Here is a 19896-nt window from a genome sequence, read left to right as displayed (position 1 = left end):
GCACACGTGTGTCGTGCGTTGCGGATGTCCCTGACCAGGACCCCATCTACCTGCAGCCGACCGCGTCACGGGAAGGACCCCCCACAAGTGACCTACAGACCCTGGATGCTCAGGGCAGCGGCGACCAGTGTCGCTCCGACTCGTCATCCCCTTCGGAGCCCACGGGGATGACCTCACGGCCGAGACAGTCCTCGCATCGTGCCCACGCTCGTCGTCTTCCTGTTCCTCTTCCTCCAGCGCTGCACCTGCAACGGGTCCGCGCGAGGCGCCACGAAGCAGTCCGGGCCGGGGTCACGGCTCTGGGTCGCAGACCTGCGAGTGGAAGACGGCTCGTCCCCCGGAGTGCGACGACTGTTCGACGGCCGACTGAGCAGGCCGAGCAGCCGCCTGTCCACAGCTACCCGAGTACCCCCGGCCCGGCATACGACTACGGCGACAAGCGCCGTGCCTGACGACGCCTGGCGCCGCCGACGGGGGCGGACCACGACACCCCTCGGGGCGGGGCACCCCGGCCCCCCGGGGGGGTCACCTCGCCCTGGCGAGAGATCGCCACGTCAAACGGAGACACACATGCCCAGCTCTCCCCTGAACCGTCGCACGTTCATCCTCCTCGGCGCCACGGTCGCCGCGGCAGCCGGCACCCGGAGATCGGTGGCCGCCGCGGCGACCTCCCCGACTGCGCTCGCCGGCGCGCCGGCGCCGGTCCGGATCGTCGACGTCAAGGCGACCCCCGCCACCCGCGCGCTGTTCGCGTACCTGAAGCGGCAGCAGGGCAAAGGCATCCTGTTCGGTCACCAGCACGACCTCACCTATGGCTTCACTTTCACCACCCCCGACGGCAAGGCGTCCGACACCAGGGCGGCGGTGGACGACTACCCCGCGGTCTTCGGCTGGGACACGCTCATCCTCGACGGCGACGAACGCCCCGGCGTCGAGGGCGGGACCGAAGCCGAGAACATCGCCGCGCTCAGCCGGTGCATCCGGCAGGGGGACGCACGCGGCGGGATCAACACCCTCAGCGCTCACATGCCGAACTTCGTCACCGGCGAGAACTTCTACGACACAACGGGGCGAGTGGTCAGCCAGATCCTTCCCGGAGGCGCGAAACACGCGGACTTCAACGCCTTCCTCGACCGCATCGCGAAGGCGGTCAAGGGCGCACGACGGCCGGACGGCACCGCGATCCCGGTCGTCTTCCGCCCCTTCCACGAGAACAACGGAGCCTGGTTCTGGTGGGGCGCCGGCCACACCACCTCGGCCGAGTTCATCGAGCTGTTCCGCTACACCGTCGAGTACCTGCGCGACACCAGGGGCGTCCACAACCTGCTCTACGCCTACTCGCCCAACTCGAGTTTCGGAGGCGACCCGGCCGGCTACCTGAAGACCTACCCCGGCGACCGTTTCGTCGATGTCCTCGGCTACGACTCCTACGACGAAAACGCCGGACCGACCCCCTGGCTGGACGGTGTGGTGAAGGATCTGGCGATGGTGGTCCGGCTGGCGAACGAGCGAGGCAAGGCTCCGGCCTTCACCGAGTTCGGGGAGGGCGGCACCGAGGTCCGCAACCTTCAGTGGTTCACCCAGCTGTCGCAGGCCATCCAGGCGGACCCGCTGGCCCGTCAGATGACGTACATGCTCACCTGGGCCAACTTCGGGGGCACCAAACGTGCTTATGTCCCATACCCGGGCCACGTCCTGCTGCCGGACTTCGTCGCCTACCACCAGGACCCCTACACCCTGTTCGCCGCCGATCTCCGGGGGGTGTACTCCGCTCGCACCACCGCTGTCAGGAACGCCCCGTTCCTGCACCTCGTGACCCCTACGGACCGGCAGCGCGTAACGGCCTCCAAGACCACCGTCCGGGTGCGTGTCACACCCGCGAGGGCGAGCCGGGTCACCTATTCCGTGAACGGCGGACGCGCCAGACGGCTACGCCTCGACGCCGACGGCTTCTACTCGGGCGACTGGTCGATCGACCCGGCCACGCGGAACAACCGCTCGGTGACCCTCACCGTGAGCGCGCGGGTGGACGGCAAGACGCTCACCGACTCGGCCGTGGTCCTCCTCGCCGAGGTCCAACCGCTGCCTGCCGGCTGGGTCGACGACTTCGAGGGATACGCCGGAGACGATGTCGCCCTGAGCGAGGCGTACACCCATGTCAACTCCCACACCCTCACCCTGTCGGCCGACCACAAGTCCTCGGGCTCCTACGGACTGGCCTACGCGTACGACTTCACCGTCGCCGAGTACACCGGCACAGGCAAGCCGGTCGACGCGGACTGGTCCGACTTCACGTCCCTCGCGCTGTGGCTGCGGGGCGACGGTTCCGCAAACGGCGGCGCGCTCCAGATCGTCGCCGGCGGAGTCGATTTCTGGTACCAGGTTCCGCTGACCGACACGAGCGGGCAGGAGGTCAGGGCACTCTTCAGCGAGTTCACGCCCGCTCCCTGGGACACCGCACACGCCGGAGCCGTGCTCGACGCGGCTCACCTCGCCAAGGTGACGGCGTTCAATCTGTACCTCGTCCATGGGAGCGGCGCGGCGACCAAGGGCATCGTGTACGTGGACGACATCAGGGCCGAATGACACACCGGCACGCGGTAACCCCCTGCCGAATGACATACCCGGCGCGGGGTTACCGCCGCCCGAGTCCCCTTGTGCCGAGATCACGCTCCCGTGCGGGGACCGCACCGGACGTGCCGCGTAGGCCGCATCCCGTTGCTGGAGGCCGCGGAACGAATCGCGGACGCCCTGCCACGAGGCACCTCCGGAACGGATTCGGCACACATGAGCCGCTGAACTGGGGTTTCTCCCTCGGGGAGCCGTTCTATTCGGCCTCGGGTTCCGATTCGCTGGCGGTGTCGTCGGAGGTGACGCGGGCGCGCGGGACGAGCCGGGCTGCGGCCTCGGCGATCGCCAAGTCCGCTTCGGGGGGGGGCAGGCTCGTACAGGTGTCGGCCGTGATGGTGATCGAGGAGTGGCCAAGCATTTCCTGGATGTCCATCAGATCGGCCCCGGCCGCTTGGGCCGGCGTCGGAGCGCCGTGGCGGAGATAACGCAGCAAGCCCACGCCGCCGTCCGTAGCGGGTGGGCGTGCGAAGATCCAACAGTCGGATAAGCACACCTTGAAGGATGGCTATGTTCGCGGTTTCCCTGGGGGACGGGGCCGAGCTGCGGCCTTTGGAGCCGTGGCGGGCCGAGGAGTTCCTCGCACACATGGAGCGAGGCCGTGACTTCATCGGTGCGCACATGGAACTGCCCGACCTCGCCGCAGACCTGGACTCCGCCCGCAGCTATCTCCAGCTTTACGCCGACAAGGCAGCCTCCGACACCGGCCGACTGTACGGGATCTGGCTCGACGGCACCCTCGTGGGTGGCGTCTCCTTCCCGAAATTCGACGCAGCTGCCGGCATCTGCGAGGCAGGCTGCTGGCTGGAGCCTGCCGCCACAGGCCGGGGCCTGGTCGGACGTGCCGCACGGCTGATCATCGACTGGGCATTCAACGAACGCGGCATCCACCGCGTGCAGTGGCTGGTGTCGCCGAACAACACGCCCAGCATCAACGTGGCCAAGCGACTCGGCATGACCCGTGAGGGCGTCCTGCGCGAAACCTACCTCTACCGCGACGTCCGCCACGACGCCGAGGTCTGGTCGGTGCTGGCGCCGGAGTGGCAGGCCTTGGGTAGCTGAGCAGTCCTTTGACTTGCCGTTTCTCCACGTTCACAGCTGTCGATCCGTCAGGGCCGCAGGAAAGGCAGGGTGCCGCGTAAGCGACTCGGCCCTCGCCATGAAGCTGATTCCACGGTGAACGTCACCCGCTCCCGACTCGGTCTCGACGACGGCCGAGTCCAGCCGCCGCCGACACTCGGCTGACTCGGCTGGCTCGGCTGACTCGGCAGCCAAGGCATCCTCACCCAGCCCGGAAGGCCTCTACAGGAACCAGATGCCGGACGGCGGCCTTCTTCACGTCCATCTCGACGCAGACCCGGTCCGCGCAACGCGGGCGGTCGTTCCCGCGTCTGGCAGGGAGAACAGCCAGGAACCACCCCCTGAACGGAGTGCTCGGTGCTCATAGGCCTCCTGACCGCCGTTGCGGCCTCGATTTGTTACGGCACGGGCTCCGTCCTCCAGGCCGTCGGCTCCCGCAAGTCGGCCCGCCGCGAGGCGGCCGCCGGCGGGCACACCGCCGGACAGGTCACCACGCATGGCGGCCCCAGTCTCTCCTCCACCGCCCAGGCGGCGATGACCTGGGAGTTCGTCGTCGGCACGGTCCTGGACTTCGTCGGCTTCGGGCTCGGCGCGCTCGCCGCCCGTCTGCTGCCGCTGTTCCTCTCCCAGACGGTCATCAGCGCCAACCTCATCATCACGGCCGTCCTGAGCGTCAAGCTGCTCGGCATCCGGCTGACCCGGGCGGAGTGGACCTCGATCGCAGTCGTCTGCTCGGCGCTGGTGCTGCTCGCAAGCGCGGCGGGCCCTGAAGGCAGCGGGCACACGCCGATCACCACCCACTGGTGGCTCCTCGCGATCTCCCTGCTGCTGATGACGGGCGGCACGGTCCTGGTCCGGCTGCTCGGCGCCCGGGCCGCGATCCTGGCCGGTCTGCTCTCCGGTCTCGGCTTCGGCGCGCTCGGCGTGGGCGTGCGGGTGCTGAACGGGATCGATCCGTTCGACCTGGGCACGCTGCTCACCGACCCGGCCCTGTACGCCATTCTCGTCGCCGGACTCGGCGGCATGTACCTGCACACCATCGCGCTGCAGATCGGCTCGGTGAACGGGGCGACGGCGGCGCTGGTGGTCGGCGAGACCGTACTGCCCGGCATGATCGGCGTCTGGTGGCTGGGGGACGCCTCACGCCCCGGCTTCGCCTGGTTGGCGGTGACCGGCTTCGTCCTGGCGGTCTCGGGCGCGGTTGCGGTGGCCTGGTTCGGCGCGCCGGAGAGCGCCGGGAAGGACGTCCCGGCCCCGACCGACACCCCCGCCCAGGACCCCGCGCTTGCCGAAAACCGAGCCTGGTAGCGGCGTCCATAGCTGTTCAGCGCCTCCACCATCGACAGGTCGGAGCCGATGAGCACCAGCAGAACCGGCTTCTTCTCCAGCACACGGTCCCAGGCCCGCTGAAGCATGCAACGGTGACCTGGCCCGGCGACGGGAGGACGCCGCTGCCTGAATTCACACCCTTCCTTGCGCGATCCTTCAGACCGTGATCGCGAGCTTGCCCTGCACGTTGCCGGCAGCCAGCACCTCGTGCGCCTCCGCCAACTTCTCCAGCGGGAACACCCGCTGCAGGTGCACCCGAAGCTTCCCCGCCTCGACCAGTTCGGTCAGCGACTCCAGGCCCGCCGGGTCCGGCTCCACGCCCACCGCCGCGAAGCGCACGCCGGACCGCTCCGCCAGCTCCGGCAGGGTGGTACTGAGCCGCTCCACCGCCGTCACCAGCACGCCGCCCTGCCGCAGCACGCCGAAGGATCGCTCGGCGTTCCCACCGCCCAGGGTCTCCAACACCACGTCCACCGGCGCATCCCGGAGTACCTCTGTGTAGTCCTGGGTCCGGTAGTCGACCAACTGGTCCGCGCCCAAGCCGCGCAGGAAGTCGTGCTTGGCCGCGCTCGCGGTGCCAACCACCTCCGCGCCGAGGTGCTTGGCCAGCTGTACCGCGACGTGCCCGAGCCCGCCCCCCGCACCGTGGATCAGTACCCGTTGGCCAGGCCGCAACCGCGCGATCTCCACCAGTGCATGCCAGGCGGTCAGGCCGACCAGCGGCAGCGCCGCGGCCTCCTCGTGGCTGATCCCTGCGGGCTTGCGAGCCAACTGCCGTGCGGGGGCGACCAGGTACTCGGCGTTCGCTCCGGCCGCGACCGGGAAGTACGGCATCCCGTAGACCTCGTCGCCGACCTTGAACCGGTGCACACCCGGGTCGACCTGCTCCACTACCCCGGAGACGTCCCAGCCCAGGACGAAGGGCGGCTCGCCCAGGAGCGGGAAGGCGCCGGAGCGGACAAACAGTTCCACGGGGTTGACGCTGGTCGCCTTCACTCGGACCAGCACCTGCGTCGGTCCGGGTGCCGGCTTGGGCGCGTCGTGGACGAGCTCCAGCACCTCGGTGCCGCCGAAGGTCTTCTGGGTGATCGCGCGCATCGTCATGCACTCCTGTTCGGGGAGTCGTTCGGGATGTCCTTATCCTCGGCGGGGTAGTACCCGTTGAACAGAAGGCACTTCAAAGGTATATAGGTACCTCATGGGTACTACTGACAACCTGCGCTTCTACGGCGGCGCGGATGCCTATCTGGCTGCCTGCCCCTCGCGCCAGATCCTGGACGTACTCGCCAACAAGTGGACGATGCTGGTCATGGGCGCGCTGGCCGGCGGCCCGATGCGCTTTGGCGAGCTGCGGCGCCGCCTGGACGGCATCACCCAGAAGATGCTCACGCAGACCCTGCGCACCCTGGAGCGGGACGGCCTGGTCACCCGCACGGTGTACCCGACCATTCCGCCAAAGGTCGAATACGCGGCCACCGGGCTGGGCGAGAGCGTCACCGCGCTGATGCACGCGATCCGCGCGTGGTCCGAGACAAACATCAATGCCGTCCTGGACGCCCGCGACACCTACGACGCGCGGGCCGCCCAGGAGGTACAGCCGGTCACGGCCTGATCGCCTCCGGCTGGGCAGCGCCGTGCAAGGATTCGAGCCCACTCCTGAAGCGGGCGTCGCAGGTTCGAATCCTGCCGGGGGCACCGGTTCAGAAGTGACATCGACGGCGACGACTGCGCTGGTCGCGGCCGTGAACGAGTGGCTGTGACCAGCATCGGCGCAACGGCCCTCAGACGACGTCGAATTCGTTGCCCTCGGGGTCCTGCATGGCGGCGGCATAGAGCCCCATGTTCGGCTCATCCTTGATCCGCAGCACGGTGGCACCAGCTTTGACCAGCCGCTCCACCGTAGCGTTGACCCGCTGTGTGCGGACGTCCAGTGGGACGTCGCGGCCCCCACCGACCTTCAGGTCGAAGTGCCACCGGTTCTTGGCGATCTTCGGCTCCGGAACCTCCTGGAACCACACCCTCGGTCCACGTCCCGCGGGATCGGTGATCGACTCCGGGATGTCCCCCGCACCGGCCGGCAGCTCTGCCTCGGGCACTCCCATAGCCGCCCAGTAGGCACGCCAGGTGGCGTGCCCGCTCGGCGGAGGCTCAGGCACATAGCCCAGGGCCTCGGCCCAGAAGGTCACCATCCCCTGCGGATCGGAACAGTCGATCGTCAGCTGCACTGTCATCTCCATGCTCCGAGCATCCCAGGCAGGTCTGACAGAAGATCCACCTTCGCAACAGGCCCTGGAAGCAGTTGAGGCGGTCGGCTCGGGGTCAGCCGGCAGAACGTCACTACGATCATGGGCCATGGAGTGGCTCGAGCGCACCGCGAAGCTGAGGCAGTGGACGAGGAGCGGGACACGCGCTCCGCACAAGCCGTTCGCCTGGTCAGCGCCGGCGTCAGGGGCGTGGTCGGACGCCCACGCCTGTGGCTGAGGGCGGCAGTTGACGCCGACGGTCACCCGTGGGTCAGGCCCAGGCCCCGGCCCAACAGGCACACCCGTGGGTCAGGCCCAACAGGCACCTGCAGCAGCCGCAGATGTCTGACCGCCCCCGGCCCGCATCCCCTCAGCCCACCAAGGCCTTGCCCCCTGCGCGAGTTCGTTCGGCTGACGGTACGCGCAGAAGGCCATGTGCTGCCGGCAGTCGGCGGCAGTTGCCGGAGTGGGTGTGGTGTCAGGTCCGTGTCCAAGGGCGGAGTTTGTCGGGGTTCAGTACGGCCCAGATGCGTGTGATCCGGTCGTCCGCGACGTCGAACGCCAGGACCGACATGATGTTGCCGTCCAGTTGGGCCGTCAGGCCGGGTTGGCCGTTGACCGTGGTCTCCAGGATCGTCACGCCGGGGACCGCTTGGGAGCGTTCGGCGAGGAAGCGTGCGATCTGTTCGGCACCCTCCACCGGGCGGAGTGAGGCGGGGACGAGTCCGCCGCCGTCGCCGGTCGCCGTGGCGTCGGGTGCCAGCAGGCCGATGAGGGCGTCGATGTCCTGGGCCTCCCATGCCTGCTTGAAGGCTCTGACGAGGTCGGCGCGTCGGGCCGTCGGGGTCGTGCGGGGCTGCGACGCGTGAAGGCGGCGGCGGGCCGACGAGGCGAGTTGACGGCATGCCGCCGGGGTACGGCCGACGATCTCGGCCACTTCGGCGAAGGAGTAGCGGAAGACGTCGTGCAGGACGAACGCCACGCGCTCGGCCGGGGTCATCGAGTCGAGCACGACGAGGAAGGCCATGTTGATCGACTCGTCGAGGGTGACCCGGTCGGCCGGGTCGACGGTGGCGCCGCCCCACCGCCCACTGATCCACTCCGTACCGTCGGGCAGCGGTTCCGGGATCCATTCGCCGACGTAGCGCTCGCGCCTGGCCCGTGCCGAGCCGAGCAGGTCGAGGCAGATACGACTGGCGACAGTCGTCAGCCAACCGCCCGGGGACGCGATGTCCTCCCGCTGTCGTGGCGTCATGGCGTACCAACGGGCGTAGGTCTCCTGGACGACGTCCTCGGCTTCGGCCACCGAGCCGAGGAGCCGGTACGCGAGACTGATCAGCTGACGACGCTCGTTCTCGAGCACACTCAGGCCCGGGTCGGACGGACTGGCTGCTGGCCCTGATGGGGTGGTCATGGCGTGGACGGCTCCCTCGGTCGCAGGTGTCCTCACCGGTCCGACGAAACAGCGAACCGAAGTGTGAGGTCGGGAACGCCTCCTCACATTCCGTTCGTCGGACTGGACCGGAGCATGGCCTTGTAGAGGGCGTGGTGTTCGGGTGAGGCGGGGAGGGGGCCGCGGGCCGGCGCCTCGAAGGACTGGATCAGGAGGGCGACGACGCGGCGCCAGGCGTCGGGAGCGGCGTCGCGGCAGGCGTTGACGACGCCGAGGTTGGCCATGTGGATCAGGACCAGGTCCGAGGGGTCGAAGTAGCAACCGGAGCACTCTATCCATTCTCGCCCCTTGGGGACTTCCTGCCCTGCCGGCACGCCCGTTCCCATTCGATTCGATCGGAAACCCTTCGAAACATTCGGAATAGGAAAGCCTCAAACGCGATCTCGATATCTGCGGCATTGGCGATCAATCCTCAATTCAGCTCCCCTCCCAGGCCTGTCCACCAGGCAATACACCCATCCAAGTCGATCATTCAATAAGCGAATGTTTCGGGATCATCGCCGAAAGTATTGACAGCTGGCAGGGCCATATCAAAACTGTGTGCCGTCGCGCCTGTTGGCTCCCATCGGCCCCACGAGGACGAGGAGGAAGCACGCAAATGAACGACGCACCCGCATCCGCTCGCACACCCGCATCCACACACCCCACGAACCGCAGTCACGCCCGTTTCGGGCCGCTCAGCCGTTTCAGGCTGTTCGTCAGCGGTGTCTGCGCCACCGTGCTGGTCGCCGTGGCCGCGATGACCATGCCCGGCACGGCCCACGCCGACACGGTCATCACCACGAACCAGACCGGCACCGACAACGGCTACTACTACTCGTTCTGGACGGACTCACCGGGCACGGTCTCCATGAACCTGAGCTCCGGCGGCAACTACAGCACCTCCTGGAGGAACACCGGGAACTTCGTCGCAGGCAAGGGCTGGAGCAACGGCGGGCGCAGGAGTGTGACCTACTCGGGCACCTTCAACCCGTCCGGCAACGCCTACCTGGCTCTCTACGGGTGGACGTCGAACCCGCTCGTCGAGTACTACATCGTCGACAACTGGGGCACCTACCGGCCCACGGGAACGTACAAGGGCACCGTCACCAGCGACGGCGGCACGTACGACATCTACAAGACGACGCGGTACAACGCCCCGTCCGTCGAGGGCAATCGCACCTTCGACCAGTACTGGAGTGTCCGGCAGTCGAAGAGGACCGGCGGAACCATCACCACCGGTAACCACTTCGACGCGTGGGCACGGGCCGGGATGCCCCTGGGCAGCTTCAACTACTACATGATCATGGCGACGGAGGGCTACCAGAGCAGCGGCAACTCCAACATCACCGTCGGTGGGACCGGTTCAGGCGGCGGCGGAGGTGGGGGCGGGGGCGGCAGCAGTTGCGCGGCGACCCTTTCCGCGGGACAGCAGTGGGGCGACCGCTACAACCTCAACGTCGCCGTCACCGGCTCCAGCAACTGGACCGTCACCATGAACATCCCCTCCCCCGCGAAAGTCCTCTCCACCTGGAACATCACCGCCGCCTACCCCAACACCCAAGTCCTCACCGCCAAACCCAACGGCAGCGGCAACAACTGGGGCGTCACCATCCAGCCCAACGGCAACTGGACCTGGCCCACCGTCTCCTGCACCGCGTCCTGACCCCGAGTCACAGGCTGGAGCGCCCCCATGAAAGCCAGACCGCGTCTCACGATCCTGGCGGCCGTCGCCACAGCCGCCGCGGGCACCGTCACCCTCGGCGCCCCCGCCCCGGCTCAGGCCGCCGTCTGCAACGGGTACGTCGGTCTCACCTTCGACGACGGCCCCGGCGGCACCACCAACGCCCTGCTCAACGCGCTCACGCGGAACGGGCTGCGGGCCACGATGTTCAACGAGGGCCAGTACGCCGCCGCAAACCCGTCCCTCGTGCGGGCCCAGGTGAACGCCGGCATGTGGGTGGGCAACCACAGCTACACCCATCCGCATCTGACGCAGCAGAGCCAGGCCACGATCGACTCGGAGATCTCCCGGACCCAGCAGGCCATCGCGGGTGCGGGAGGCGGCACCCCGGTGCTGTTCCGGCCGCCGTACGGCGAGACCAACGCGACGGTGAAGTCGGTCGAGGCCAAGTACGGGCTGACCGAGATCATCTGGGACGTCGACTCGCAGGACTGGAACAACGCCGGCACCGACGCGATCGTCGCGGCGGCCGGCCGGCTCACCAACGGCCAGGTCATCCTCATGCACGACTGGCCCGCCAACACCCTCGCCGCGATCCCGCGCATCGCGCAGGGGCTGGCCGCCCGCGGCCTGTGCGCCGGGATGATCTCCCCGCAGACCGGCCGCGCGGTGGCTCCCAACAGCGGGGGCGGCGGAGGTGGGGGCGGCGGCGGAGGCGGGGGCGGCAGCAGTTGTGCGGCGACCCTTTCCGCGGGACAGCAGTGGGGCGACCGCTACAACCTCAACGTCGCCGTCACCGGCTCCAGCAACTGGACCGTCACCATGAACCTCCCCTCCCCCGCGAAAGTCCTCTCCACCTGGAACATCACCGCCGCCTACCCCAACACCCAAGTCCTCACCGCCAAACCCAACGGCAGCGGCAACAACTGGGGCGTCACCATCCAGCCCAACGGCAACTGGACCTGGCCCACCGTCTCCTGCACCGCGAGCTGAAGCACTGTCTCGAGCTGAACAGCTGTCTCGAGTTGAGCTGTTGTCTCGACGTTGAGCCGCTGATCTGTCGGCCTCGGACTCCCCGTCCGGGGCCGTTCGCGTGGGCAGAGCCGGTCAGCGGGTGGCCGCCGAGATGCCGGGCGTTCGAGGCCGCGGCGACCCGGGATCCGCGTGGACGACCGTGATGTGACGGTCGGGGCCGGGCGCGGGCGTCTCCAGTTCGTCGAGGACGGCGACGGCCAGGTCCTCGGCGCTGATCCACGAGCGGCCGTCGGCGGCCGTGAGCAGGGTGTCCGTACCGCGCAGGTAGCGGCCGGTGCGTTCACCGGGTTCGAGCAGGGCCGGCGGGCTGACGTAGACCCAGTCGGCGTCGGGGTGGGCCTGACAGGTCCGCAGCTGAGCCATCCCGGCGGCGGCCACGGCCTTCAACTCGGCGGGCACGTAAGCGGGATTGTCGGCGACCAGGAGGTCGGGGTCGTCGGGGCTGCGCAACGCGCCGGCGCCGCCGACCACGAGGACGCGCGTCCCGAGCCGTGCCGCACTGTCCAGGACGGTACGGGTGACGCCGACCAGGAACTCCTGGTCGACCGGCTCGGTCCGCACGGTCAGCACCACCGCATCCACCGCATCCCCTTCCCCTTTCTCCAGCGCATGCACCGCAAGGCGCGACAACGCCTCGCGTACGGCGCGTGGGTCGCGGGCGTCGACCGCGACCGGCGTCACGGCCGGGTCCTCACGCGCCGGCTTCCGGGACAGGGCCTGCACCCGGTGTCCGCGCGCGCGGGCCTCGGCGACCACCCGGCTGCCGACCATCCCGGTGGCGCCGAGCACGGCGATCGTCATCCCTGCACCTGCACCTGTACCCGTACCCGTACCCGTACCCGTACCTGTCCTCATCGGTTCCGTGTTCCTCTCAGATTCGGGGCGTTGAGCTGTGCCGCGAGCAACGCGGCCAGGGCGAGAACGAAACCGACGCTCTGCGGCAGGCTCAGCGACTCGCCCAGCGCGATGCCCACGACCGTGGCGACCAGCGGCGACAGCAGCACCAGCGGTGCGGACGCGCCGACCGGCAGCGTGGCAATCCCCCGGGACCACAGGGTGTGCGCGATCAGTCCTCCCACGGTGCCGAGCCACAGGTAGCCGCCGACCGCTCCGGCGTCGAGCCGCGGCGGCGCCCCCTCGACCGCGAAGGTCAGCGGGAGCAACAGCAGCCCACCGGACGCCAGTTGCCAGCCGGCCAGGGTCAGGGGTCCGACCCCCGCGGGACGCCCCCAGCGTTTGAGGAGGACGATGCCGGCGGCCATGGCCGCCGTACCGCCGAGGCCGGCCAGCACCCCCACTGCGTCCAGCCGGGCCTGAGGTCCGAGCACCACGAGTCCGACGCCGGCCACGCCGATCACACCCCAGGTGAGCCGCCAGACCGTCGGCCGCTCGTGGAGCGCCGCGACGGCCAGCCCGGCGACCAGCAGCGGCTGGGCCGCGCCGAGGGTGGCGGCGACGCCGCCGGGGAGTCGTTCGGCCGCCAGGAACAACAGGGGGTACAGGGCACCGATGTTGAGCACACCGAGGACGGCGGCCTTCCACCACCAGTCCCCGCGCGGGAGGACGCGGGTGATCGCCAGGGCGAGCAGCCCGGCGGGCAGGGCACGCATCAGCCCGGAGAACAACGGGTGCCCGGCCGGCAGCAGTTCGGTGGTCACGGCGTACGTGGTGCCCCAGGAGGCGGGGGCGAGTGCGGTCAGCGCGACGGTCGTCGCCCGCCGGCCGGACGCGGCCCGCAGCGGTGAACTCCCGGTCGGAGTCAGGGTCTGCATCTTCTGCATGCGCTGCGTGTTCGGCATGTGCTGAAGTCTCGGCAATCGCGGCCATGAATCCAAAGCATGCTTGTCATGGCAGCCATGAACCATAACGATTGATCGCGTGGACCTTCAACAGATGCGGTACGTCGTCGCCGTGGCCGAGACCAGCAACTTCACCCGCGCCGCGGAGCGTTGCTCGGTGGTGCAGTCGTCGCTCAGTCATCGGATCGCCGACCTGGAACGGGAGCTGGGGGTGAGGCTGTTCGCCCGCTCCAGCCGGCGCGTCGAGCTGACCAGCGCCGGAACGGCGTTCCTCGTCGGCGCGCGGGAGTGTCTGGCCGCCGCCGACCGTGCGGTCGCCGACGCCGCTGCCGCGACCGGCGTGGTGCGGGGCCGGCTCGCCGTCGGCGTGATCGTGACGACGGCCGCCGTCGACGTCCCCGAGTTGCTGCAGCGGTATCGCGCCCAGCACCCGGACGTCCGGGTGGTGCTGCGCTCCGGTCGCAGCGACGAGTTGGCGGCGGCGATCCGCAGCGGCGATCTGGACCTCGCCTTCCTCGGCCTGCCGGAGGGCGGGCGGCCGCCCGGGGTGGAGACCGTCGTCCTCGATCACGACGAGCACGTCCTGGTGGTGCCGGCCGGGCATCGGCTGGCGGGCGCGGCCCGGGTCGCGCTGCGGGACACCGCTGAGGAGACGTTCGTGGACTTCGTGGGCGGGACTCCGGCCCGGGCCCAGTCCGACCAGGCGTTCGCCGCCGCGGGCCTGGTCCGGGACGTCGCGTACGAGGCCGGTGTCGTCGAGCTGATCACCCGGCTGGTCGCGCGCGGGCTCGGCATCGCACTGCTGCCGTCGGCGTTCATCCGGCCGCTGGCCGCCGACGACCCCGAACTGGCGCTGGTCCCGGTGACCGACGGGCCGCATCGCGTCGAGTACCTGGCGTGGAGCCGGTTCAACCCCAGCCCGGCCACCCGCGCGATGCTCGACGTCCTCGGCGTCAGAGCATCGTAGACATCGGACCGCCGTAGACATCGGACCGTCGTGGACGGACCCCGTATACAGGCCGTCGTCCACGGACCGTCGTCGGCCACGGCCCGATCTCCCTACCATCGGTCCATGTCCGAGACCTCGGTGACGCGTTTCTACGACGAGCTGGCCGACGACTACCACCTGGTCTACGCGGACTGGGACGCGAGCGTGCGCCGGCAGGGCGCGGCCCTGGGCGCGCTGCTGGGCCCGGGCCGCGCGACGGTGCTGGACTGCGCCTGCGGCATCGGCACGCAGGCCGTAGGTCTGGCGCTGCACGGGCACCGCGTCACCGGCACGGACCTCAGCCCGCGCGCCGCCGCCCGCGCGGCCCGCGAGGCCGCCCACCGCGATGTCCCGCTGCCGACGGCCGCCGCCGACATGCGTCAACTCCCTTTTCCCGACGCCGGGTTCGACGCCGTCGTCTGCGCGGACAACTCGCTGCCCCACCTCCTCACGGAGCGGGACGTCCGCACCGCCCTGGCCGAGATGCGCCGGGTGCTGCGCCCCGGCGGCCTGCTGCTGATCAGCACCCGCCCCTACGACGACCTGCTACGCGACCGCCCCGCTGCCACGCCACCGCAGGTCCACCGAAGCCCCGACGGGACGGAACGAACCGTCACCTTCCAGCTCTGGCACTGGCACGAGGACGGCGAACGCTACGACCTGGAGCACTTCCAGCTGTTGCCGGCGGACGGGGACTGGCGCGTCCGGGTCCGCCGGACCAGCTACTGGGCGCTCGGCCGGGACCGGCTGGCCGGGCTCGTGGCCGAGGCCGGATTCGTGGCTCCCGAGTGGCGGGCGCCGTCGGAGACGGGCTTTTTCCAGCCACTGCTCGTGGCGCGCTCCGCCGCGTAGGCGTCGTGCCGGCGGAACAGGCTGCTGGGCCACCACATCCAGCGGCCCACGTCCAGGGTGAGCGCGGTGACCAGGACCGAGCGGACGACCAAGGTGTCCAGCAGGACTCCGAACGCGACCGCGAAGCCGAGTTCGGCCGCGAACACCAGCGGGAGTGAGGCCATCGCCGCGAAGGTGCCGGCCAGGACCAGCCCCGCCGAGGTGATGACGCCTCCGGTCGCGGACAGGCCGGTCAGCGCGCCGCGCCGGGTGCCGTGCAGCAGTGCCTCTTCGCGGACCCGGGTGACGAGGAAGATGTTGTAGTCGATGCCGAGGGCGACCAGGAACACGAACGTCAGGAGCGGGAACGACGCTTCCGCCCCGGCGAAGCCGAACACGTGGTCGAACATCAGGCTGCTGACGCCGAGGGCCGCGCCGAACGACAGCACCACCGTCGCCATGAGCAGCAGCGGTGCGACGAGCGCCCGCAACAGCAGGGCCAGGACCAGGAACACCACGAGCAGCACGATGGGGATGATCACCTCGGAGTCCCGGGCGGCCGCTTGCTGCGTGTCGAGCGCGACCGCCGTGGTGCCGCCGACCTGCGCGTCCGCGCCCTCGACCGCGTGGACGGCGGTTCTGGCCTGCTCGACGGTGCGCATCGCGGCCGTGCTGCTGGGATCGTCCGCGAGCTCCCCCAGCATGAGGGCGTCGCCGTCCTTGAGCGTCGGCGTCGAGACGGCGGCGACTCCCGGGACGTCGGCGAGGGCGGCCCGCACCCGCTCGGCCTGCTCCGCGGACGCGGCCCTGGCCACGACGTAAACGGGGTCGCCCGACCCGGCCGGGAAGTGCCTGGCCTGGATCTCCTCGCCGACGGCCGTCTGCGGTGTGCCGGTGAACTGGTCCTTGCTGGAGAGCCCGTCGGCCTTCAGCCCGAACACCCCGACCGCCATGACGCCCAGGGCGAGCGCGGCGCCGATCCACACGAGTCGGGGCCGACCGGAGACAGCGGTGCCGACCCGGGTCCAGACACCGCCGTCCGCGCCGCCAGCGCCGTCCGCGCCCTCGCCGGCCGCCCCTTGGGCCGGTCTCACGGGCCAGAAGATCCAACGGCCGCAGATGACCAGCAGGGCGGGCATCAGGGTGACCATGGCGAGGAACCCGACGAGGATGCCGACGGCGCAGGCCGGACCGAGTCCCTGGGTGGAGTTGAGGGTGGCCAGCATCAGCAGCGTCAGGCTGACGGCGACGGTCGCGGCGCTGGCGAGGATCGCCGGGCCGGAGCGGTACAGGGCCTGCGCCATCGCCTCGTGCCGGTCCGCGTGCCGCCGTAGTTCCTCCCGGTAGCGCGAGGTGAGCAGCAGGGCGTAGTCGGTGGCGGCGCCGAACACCAGCACGGTCAGGATGAAGCCGGTCTGTTTGTTGACGGTGAGTCCGGCGTTCTTCGCCAGCAGGTAGATCGCCGCCTCCGAGGTGACCAGAGCGCCGCCCACGGTCAGCAGCGGCAGCAGAGGCAGCACCGGGCTGCGGTAGGTGAGCAGCAGGATGACGACCACCACGGACGCGGTGATCGCCGTCAGGCTGCCTCCTGAGCTGAAGGCCTTGATCGAGTCGGAGGCGTGACCGGCAGGTCCGGTGACGTGGAACCCGAGGCCGTCGGCGTTCTTCTCACCGACCTCGGTGAGCGCGTCGACGACCTTGCCGATCCCTTCCCAGCCCGTCCTGTCCTTGTGCACCTGGACCACGGTCTGGACGGCCTCGCCGTCCTGCGACGTCACCGGGCCCTGCGGCTGCCCCACGACGTTCTCGACGCCCTTGAAGGCTTCGGCGTCGGCCCGCGCCTTGCTCAGGTCGGCCGGGGTGACGCCCCCGGGCCGGTCGTAGATCACGATCGCGGGGACGGTGTCGTCGGGCCGGAACCTCTCGGCCCGCTCGACGACCTCGGTCGACTCCGCGTTGCCGGGCAGCCAGGCGGAGTTGTCGTTCTCCTCGACGTCGCCGAGCCGGCCGGCCAGCAGGACGGCCGGGACCAGCAGGGCCGCCCACAGGGCGAGGACGACCCACTTCGTCACTCTGCCGCTGGGCAGGGACGCCATTGTCCGCATCATGTGGATCCCCCCGGTGTTCAGTTGACGTGAGCGAGCTTGTCGGGGTTGGCGACGGTGTAGATCCCGCACACCTGATCGCCGTCCGGTGTGAGGTCGAGGACCATGACGGCGTAAGGGGTGTCGCCGGCGAACAGCAGCGCCGACGGGTCGCCGTTGACCTTGCGGTAGACGACGTCGAGGCTCTGGCCGGAGCGGGGGGCGAGCGCGGCGAACAGGCGGGCGACCTTGTCCCGGCCGTGGACCGGACGCAGGCTGGCCGTCCGGGTGCGCCCTCCGCCGTCGCTCCACAGGGTCACGTCCGGCGCGAGGATCCGCAGGAGGGCGTCCAGGTCGCCGCCGAGCGCGGCGGCCAGGAACCGTTCGGTCACCTGCTGCCGGACGTGCGGGGCGGGCTCGTAGCGGGGGCGCCGGGCCTGGACGTGCTCGCGGGCGCGGTGGGCGAGCTGACGGATCGCCGAGGGGCTGCGGCCGAGGATGTCCGCGATCTCGGTGTGGGCGTAGCCGAAGACCTCGTGCAGGACGAACACTCCGCGTTCCAGCGGTGTGAGCGTCTCCAGGACGACCAGCAGCGCCATCGACACCGACTCGGCGTGCACCGCCGCGTCGGCCGCGTCGGCGCCGACGGGAGGGTCCGTGAGGGGACCGACGAGCGGCTCGGGCAGCCACGGCCCGACGTAGGTCTCACGGCGGCGGCTGACGGCAGCCCGGTGGGCGAGGGCCCGGTTCACCGCGATCCGCACCAGGTAGGCGCGCGGGTGCTCGATCGGCTCGGCGCGCGGGTGCTCGGTCGGCTCGGCGCCTGGCTCCCGGTTCCTGGCCGCCCACGCCAGCCATGTCTCCTGCAGCACGTCCTCGGTGTCGGCGACGCTGCCGAGCATGTTGTACACGATGGAGAAGAGCAGCTCACGGTGGTCGTCGAAAGCCGCCTGCGGATCTGGCGGAGAGTGGGACATCGCTGGGCCTCCCGTCACGGATGCGGTCCGTTGCGGACGCATTCCGCACTGAGAGGGATCCCGACTCCCGGAGTGTGACATCCCCCCGGAGAATGTGATCTACGTCTCCCCCGCCGGGGCCTGTCTCCTGAACGCCCACCCCGCCTTCGGCTCCGTCACACACCGGAAGACCCGTCGGACGGGCGGTGTGCACAGCAGGGTCACGGTCAGGGCTGCGGCGAGGGTGACCGCGACCGCGCCGAGGGGCCGGTGGATCCAGGCGGGGGCGTACCAGTGGGCGGCGCCGGCGCTCTGCTGGACGAAGCCGTGCAGGAGGTAGCCGTAGAGGGTGCCCGCGCCGAGTGCGGTGAACCAGGTGTGCCGCCCCGGCACACAGGCCAGGAAGCAGGCCACCAGGACGACGGAGCAACCGAAGGTGGCCGGCGTCGTGAACAGGCCGTACCAGGCGGGCGCGCCGAGTTGTTCGGCGCTGTCGTCGTGGAAGAACCAGGCGTAGTCCATGTCCATACGGGGAACCGCCCAGTACGCCACGGCCAGGGCACCCACGAGGACCGGCGCCGCCACGTGCCGCACCGCGCGACGGCGCACCAGCAGAAAGTGCTCCGGCCGCAGCAGCAACCCGAGGACGAAGTAGGGCAGGAACTGCAGGACCCGCTGCAGGGCGAGGTCCTTGCCGATGGCGGAGGAGAGGGTCGCGAGCGTCGCGACGGCCAGCGCGAGCGGCAGCGGCCACCGGACGAGCCGCCAGACCGGCGCGGTCAGCCGCCAGATGAACAGGGCTGCCAGGAACCAGGTCAGGTAGAGCGGGTCCAGCAGGCTGATGTCGCGGTCCGGGGCGTCGTCCGTCCATCGCGTGAACAGGGTGTACGCCACCTCGAAGACCACGTACGGCACGGCCACGCCGGTGATCAGCCGCCGGACGCGCTGCGGACTGCCGTCGAACCCGCGCGAGAAATAGCCGGAGACGACGATGAACGCGGGCATGTGGACGGCGTAGACGAGCGTGTACAGCGCGGTGACCGTACGACTGCCCTCGCGCAACGGCTCCCAGGCATGTCCGACGGCGACCAGGACGATCGCCAGGTACTTGGCGTTGTCGAAGAACGCGTCCCTGCGCGCGACGTCCGTCTGCGCGACGTCCGTCTGCGCGACGTCCGTCTGCGGGACGTCCTTCTGTGTGGCCTGCCCGATGCCCATGCCTTCCTGCGTGCAGCCGTGACACCTGTCCCGGCGCTGCTAACCGCCCTACGGCCGGGCAAACCTCCGGTCAGTCCTGACGTCCCAGCAGTTCGCGCAGCAACCGCTCGGCGTCCAGCACCCTGCGCATCCGGAGGGCGGCGGAGCGATCCGCCGGACGTGCCCGTAGGCTGGCCCCGATGAACGATCCCGGGCAGCAGCACCTCGCGCCGGCGCCCGTGCGGCGCCTGCGGATGCTGCTCGTGCTCGGGTTGCTGGCCGGGCTGTTGGGCATGCACGCCCTGGCCCCCGTCGGCACCGTTCACGAACACGCCGGGCCACAGCACATGAAGGTCGCCGCGGCGAGCGCCCACAAGGGCTGTCCCGGAGACGACGGCGGCTGCGGTGGAGGGCACCTCCACCACGCCGACCCGACCTGTGTGGCGGCCGCGGTGAGCGGCGCACCGGCGCTGCCCGCCGTGGCTCCCGACCCGGTGGCCGTCCCGATGCGCGCCGACGCCGTCCGCTCGTACCCGCGCACGGCCCCGGACGGCGCACGCGCGCCACCCTCCCTGGCGGAACTCCAGCTCCTGCGGATCTAGAAACCGCG

General features: G+C 70.2%; 18 protein-coding genes and 1 pseudogene. 9 read left to right on the top strand and 10 right to left on the bottom strand.

All coding sequences use genetic code 11. From position 1 onward, the window contains the following. The first annotated feature begins 570 nt into the window (after nucleotides 1–570). On the top strand, nucleotides 571–2586 hold the full coding sequence (locus tag B5557_RS25665) for a glycosyl hydrolase (protein WP_079661664.1): 2016 nt from the start codon (nucleotides 571–573) through the stop codon (nucleotides 2584–2586). Between the two features lie 241 nt (nucleotides 2587–2827). Here B5557_RS25665 and B5557_RS25660 read toward each other — a convergent pair whose 3' ends face one another. Further along, entirely contained in the window at nucleotides 2828–3070 is a 243-nt protein-coding gene (locus B5557_RS25660; RefSeq protein ID WP_231976036.1) for a hypothetical protein, read from the bottom strand. A gap of 68 nt (nucleotides 3071–3138) precedes the next feature. On the opposite strand from B5557_RS25660, the gene B5557_RS25655 reads away from it, so the two are divergent. Both B5557_RS25655 and B5557_RS25650 read left to right on the top strand, forming a co-directional pair. Further along, nucleotides 3139–3690, top strand: coding sequence for a GNAT family N-acetyltransferase (locus B5557_RS25655; protein ID WP_079661663.1), 552 nt, complete (start codon nucleotides 3139–3141; stop codon nucleotides 3688–3690). A gap of 375 nt (nucleotides 3691–4065) precedes the next feature. Then, a complete protein-coding gene (locus B5557_RS25650) occupies nucleotides 4066–5016 on the top strand; it encodes a hypothetical protein (protein ID WP_079661662.1) in 951 nt (316 codons plus the stop codon). 177 nt (nucleotides 5017–5193) lie between these two features. Here B5557_RS25650 and B5557_RS25645 read toward each other — a convergent pair whose 3' ends face one another. Next, nucleotides 5194–6135, bottom strand: a complete 942-nt coding sequence (locus tag B5557_RS25645; protein WP_079664997.1) for an NADP-dependent oxidoreductase — start codon at nucleotides 6133–6135, stop codon at nucleotides 5194–5196. Nucleotides 6136–6235: 100 nt separating this feature from the next. On the opposite strand from B5557_RS25645, the gene B5557_RS25640 reads away from it, so the two are divergent. After that, nucleotides 6236–6649: a winged helix-turn-helix transcriptional regulator gene (locus B5557_RS25640; RefSeq protein WP_079661661.1), complete on the top strand. Its 414-nt coding sequence runs from the start codon at nucleotides 6236–6238 to the stop codon at nucleotides 6647–6649. Nucleotides 6650–6818: 169 nt separating this feature from the next. Here the strand turns inward: B5557_RS25640 and B5557_RS25635 are convergent, their stop codons facing one another. From B5557_RS25635 to B5557_RS25625, 3 genes are all read right to left on the bottom strand, one after another. After that, nucleotides 6819–7274 (bottom strand): VOC family protein, encoded by a 456-nt coding sequence (locus tag B5557_RS25635; RefSeq protein WP_079661660.1) that lies wholly within the window; start codon nucleotides 7272–7274, stop codon nucleotides 6819–6821. 484 nt (nucleotides 7275–7758) lie between these two features. Beyond that, the gene (sigJ, locus tag B5557_RS25630; protein WP_079661659.1) at nucleotides 7759–8694 is read right to left on the bottom strand and encodes an RNA polymerase sigma factor SigJ; all 936 of its coding nucleotides are present in this window, start codon (nucleotides 8692–8694) and stop codon (nucleotides 7759–7761) included. Between the two features lie 83 nt (nucleotides 8695–8777). Further along, complete coding sequence (locus B5557_RS25625; RefSeq protein ID WP_231976035.1) at nucleotides 8778–9047, bottom strand: hypothetical protein; 270 nt, start codon at nucleotides 9045–9047, stop codon at nucleotides 8778–8780. Nucleotides 9048–9472: 425 nt separating this feature from the next. Between B5557_RS25625 and B5557_RS25620 the strand changes: the two genes are divergently transcribed. Together B5557_RS25620 and B5557_RS25615 are read left to right on the top strand one after the other, a co-directional pair. After that, on the top strand, nucleotides 9473–10378 hold the full coding sequence (locus B5557_RS25620) for a glycoside hydrolase family 11 protein (RefSeq protein WP_159424510.1): 906 nt from the start codon (nucleotides 9473–9475) through the stop codon (nucleotides 10376–10378). Between the two features lie 27 nt (nucleotides 10379–10405). After that, the gene (locus B5557_RS25615; protein ID WP_079661657.1) at nucleotides 10406–11389 is read left to right on the top strand and encodes a polysaccharide deacetylase family protein; all 984 of its coding nucleotides are present in this window, start codon (nucleotides 10406–10408) and stop codon (nucleotides 11387–11389) included. Between the two features lie 114 nt (nucleotides 11390–11503). Here the strand turns inward: B5557_RS25615 and B5557_RS25610 are convergent, their stop codons facing one another. Together B5557_RS25610 and B5557_RS25605 are read right to left on the bottom strand one after the other, a co-directional pair. Beyond that, on the bottom strand, nucleotides 11504–12232 hold the full coding sequence (locus B5557_RS25610) for an NAD(P)-dependent oxidoreductase (RefSeq protein WP_079661656.1): 729 nt from the start codon (nucleotides 12230–12232) through the stop codon (nucleotides 11504–11506). 50 nt (nucleotides 12233–12282) lie between these two features. Further along, nucleotides 12283–13203, bottom strand: coding sequence for an EamA family transporter (locus tag B5557_RS25605; RefSeq protein ID WP_079664996.1), 921 nt, complete (start codon nucleotides 13201–13203; stop codon nucleotides 12283–12285). 106 nt (nucleotides 13204–13309) lie between these two features. Between B5557_RS25605 and B5557_RS25600 the strand changes: the two genes are divergently transcribed. Both B5557_RS25600 and B5557_RS25595 read left to right on the top strand, forming a co-directional pair. Then, nucleotides 13310–14197, top strand: coding sequence for a LysR family transcriptional regulator (locus B5557_RS25600; RefSeq protein WP_079661655.1), 888 nt, complete (start codon nucleotides 13310–13312; stop codon nucleotides 14195–14197). Nucleotides 14198–14302: 105 nt separating this feature from the next. Further along, on the top strand, nucleotides 14303–15070 hold the full coding sequence (locus tag B5557_RS25595; RefSeq protein WP_079661654.1) for a class I SAM-dependent methyltransferase: 768 nt from the start codon (nucleotides 14303–14305) through the stop codon (nucleotides 15068–15070). A 2-nt stretch (nucleotides 15071–15072) separates the two neighbouring features. Here B5557_RS25595 and B5557_RS25590 read toward each other — a convergent pair. The 3 genes and pseudogenes from B5557_RS25590 to B5557_RS25580 all read right to left on the bottom strand — a co-directional run. Then, nucleotides 15073–17157 (bottom strand): annotated as a pseudogene (locus tag B5557_RS25590) (MMPL family transporter); the annotation flags it as partial. Between the two features lie 17 nt (nucleotides 17158–17174). Beyond that, nucleotides 17175–18110 (bottom strand): RNA polymerase sigma factor SigJ, encoded by a 936-nt coding sequence (gene sigJ / locus B5557_RS25585; RefSeq protein WP_079661653.1) that lies wholly within the window; start codon nucleotides 18108–18110, stop codon nucleotides 17175–17177. A 99-nt stretch (nucleotides 18111–18209) separates the two neighbouring features. Further along, a complete protein-coding gene (locus B5557_RS25580; RefSeq protein ID WP_079661652.1) occupies nucleotides 18210–19307 on the bottom strand; it encodes an acyltransferase family protein in 1098 nt (365 codons plus the stop codon). 179 nt (nucleotides 19308–19486) lie between these two features. Between B5557_RS25580 and B5557_RS25575 the strand changes: the two genes are divergently transcribed. Further along, nucleotides 19487–19888: a DUF6153 family protein gene (locus B5557_RS25575; RefSeq protein WP_231976034.1), complete on the top strand. Its 402-nt coding sequence runs from the start codon at nucleotides 19487–19489 to the stop codon at nucleotides 19886–19888. Nucleotides 19889–19896 lie beyond the last annotated feature (8 nt).

The organism is Streptomyces sp. 3214.6 (assembly GCF_900129855.1).
Classification (GTDB): Bacteria; Actinomycetota; Actinomycetes; order Streptomycetales; family Streptomycetaceae; genus Streptomyces; species Streptomyces soliscabiei.
Note: the sequence above shows the minus strand (reverse complement) of the source record. Positions and strands in the feature narration are given on the sequence as shown.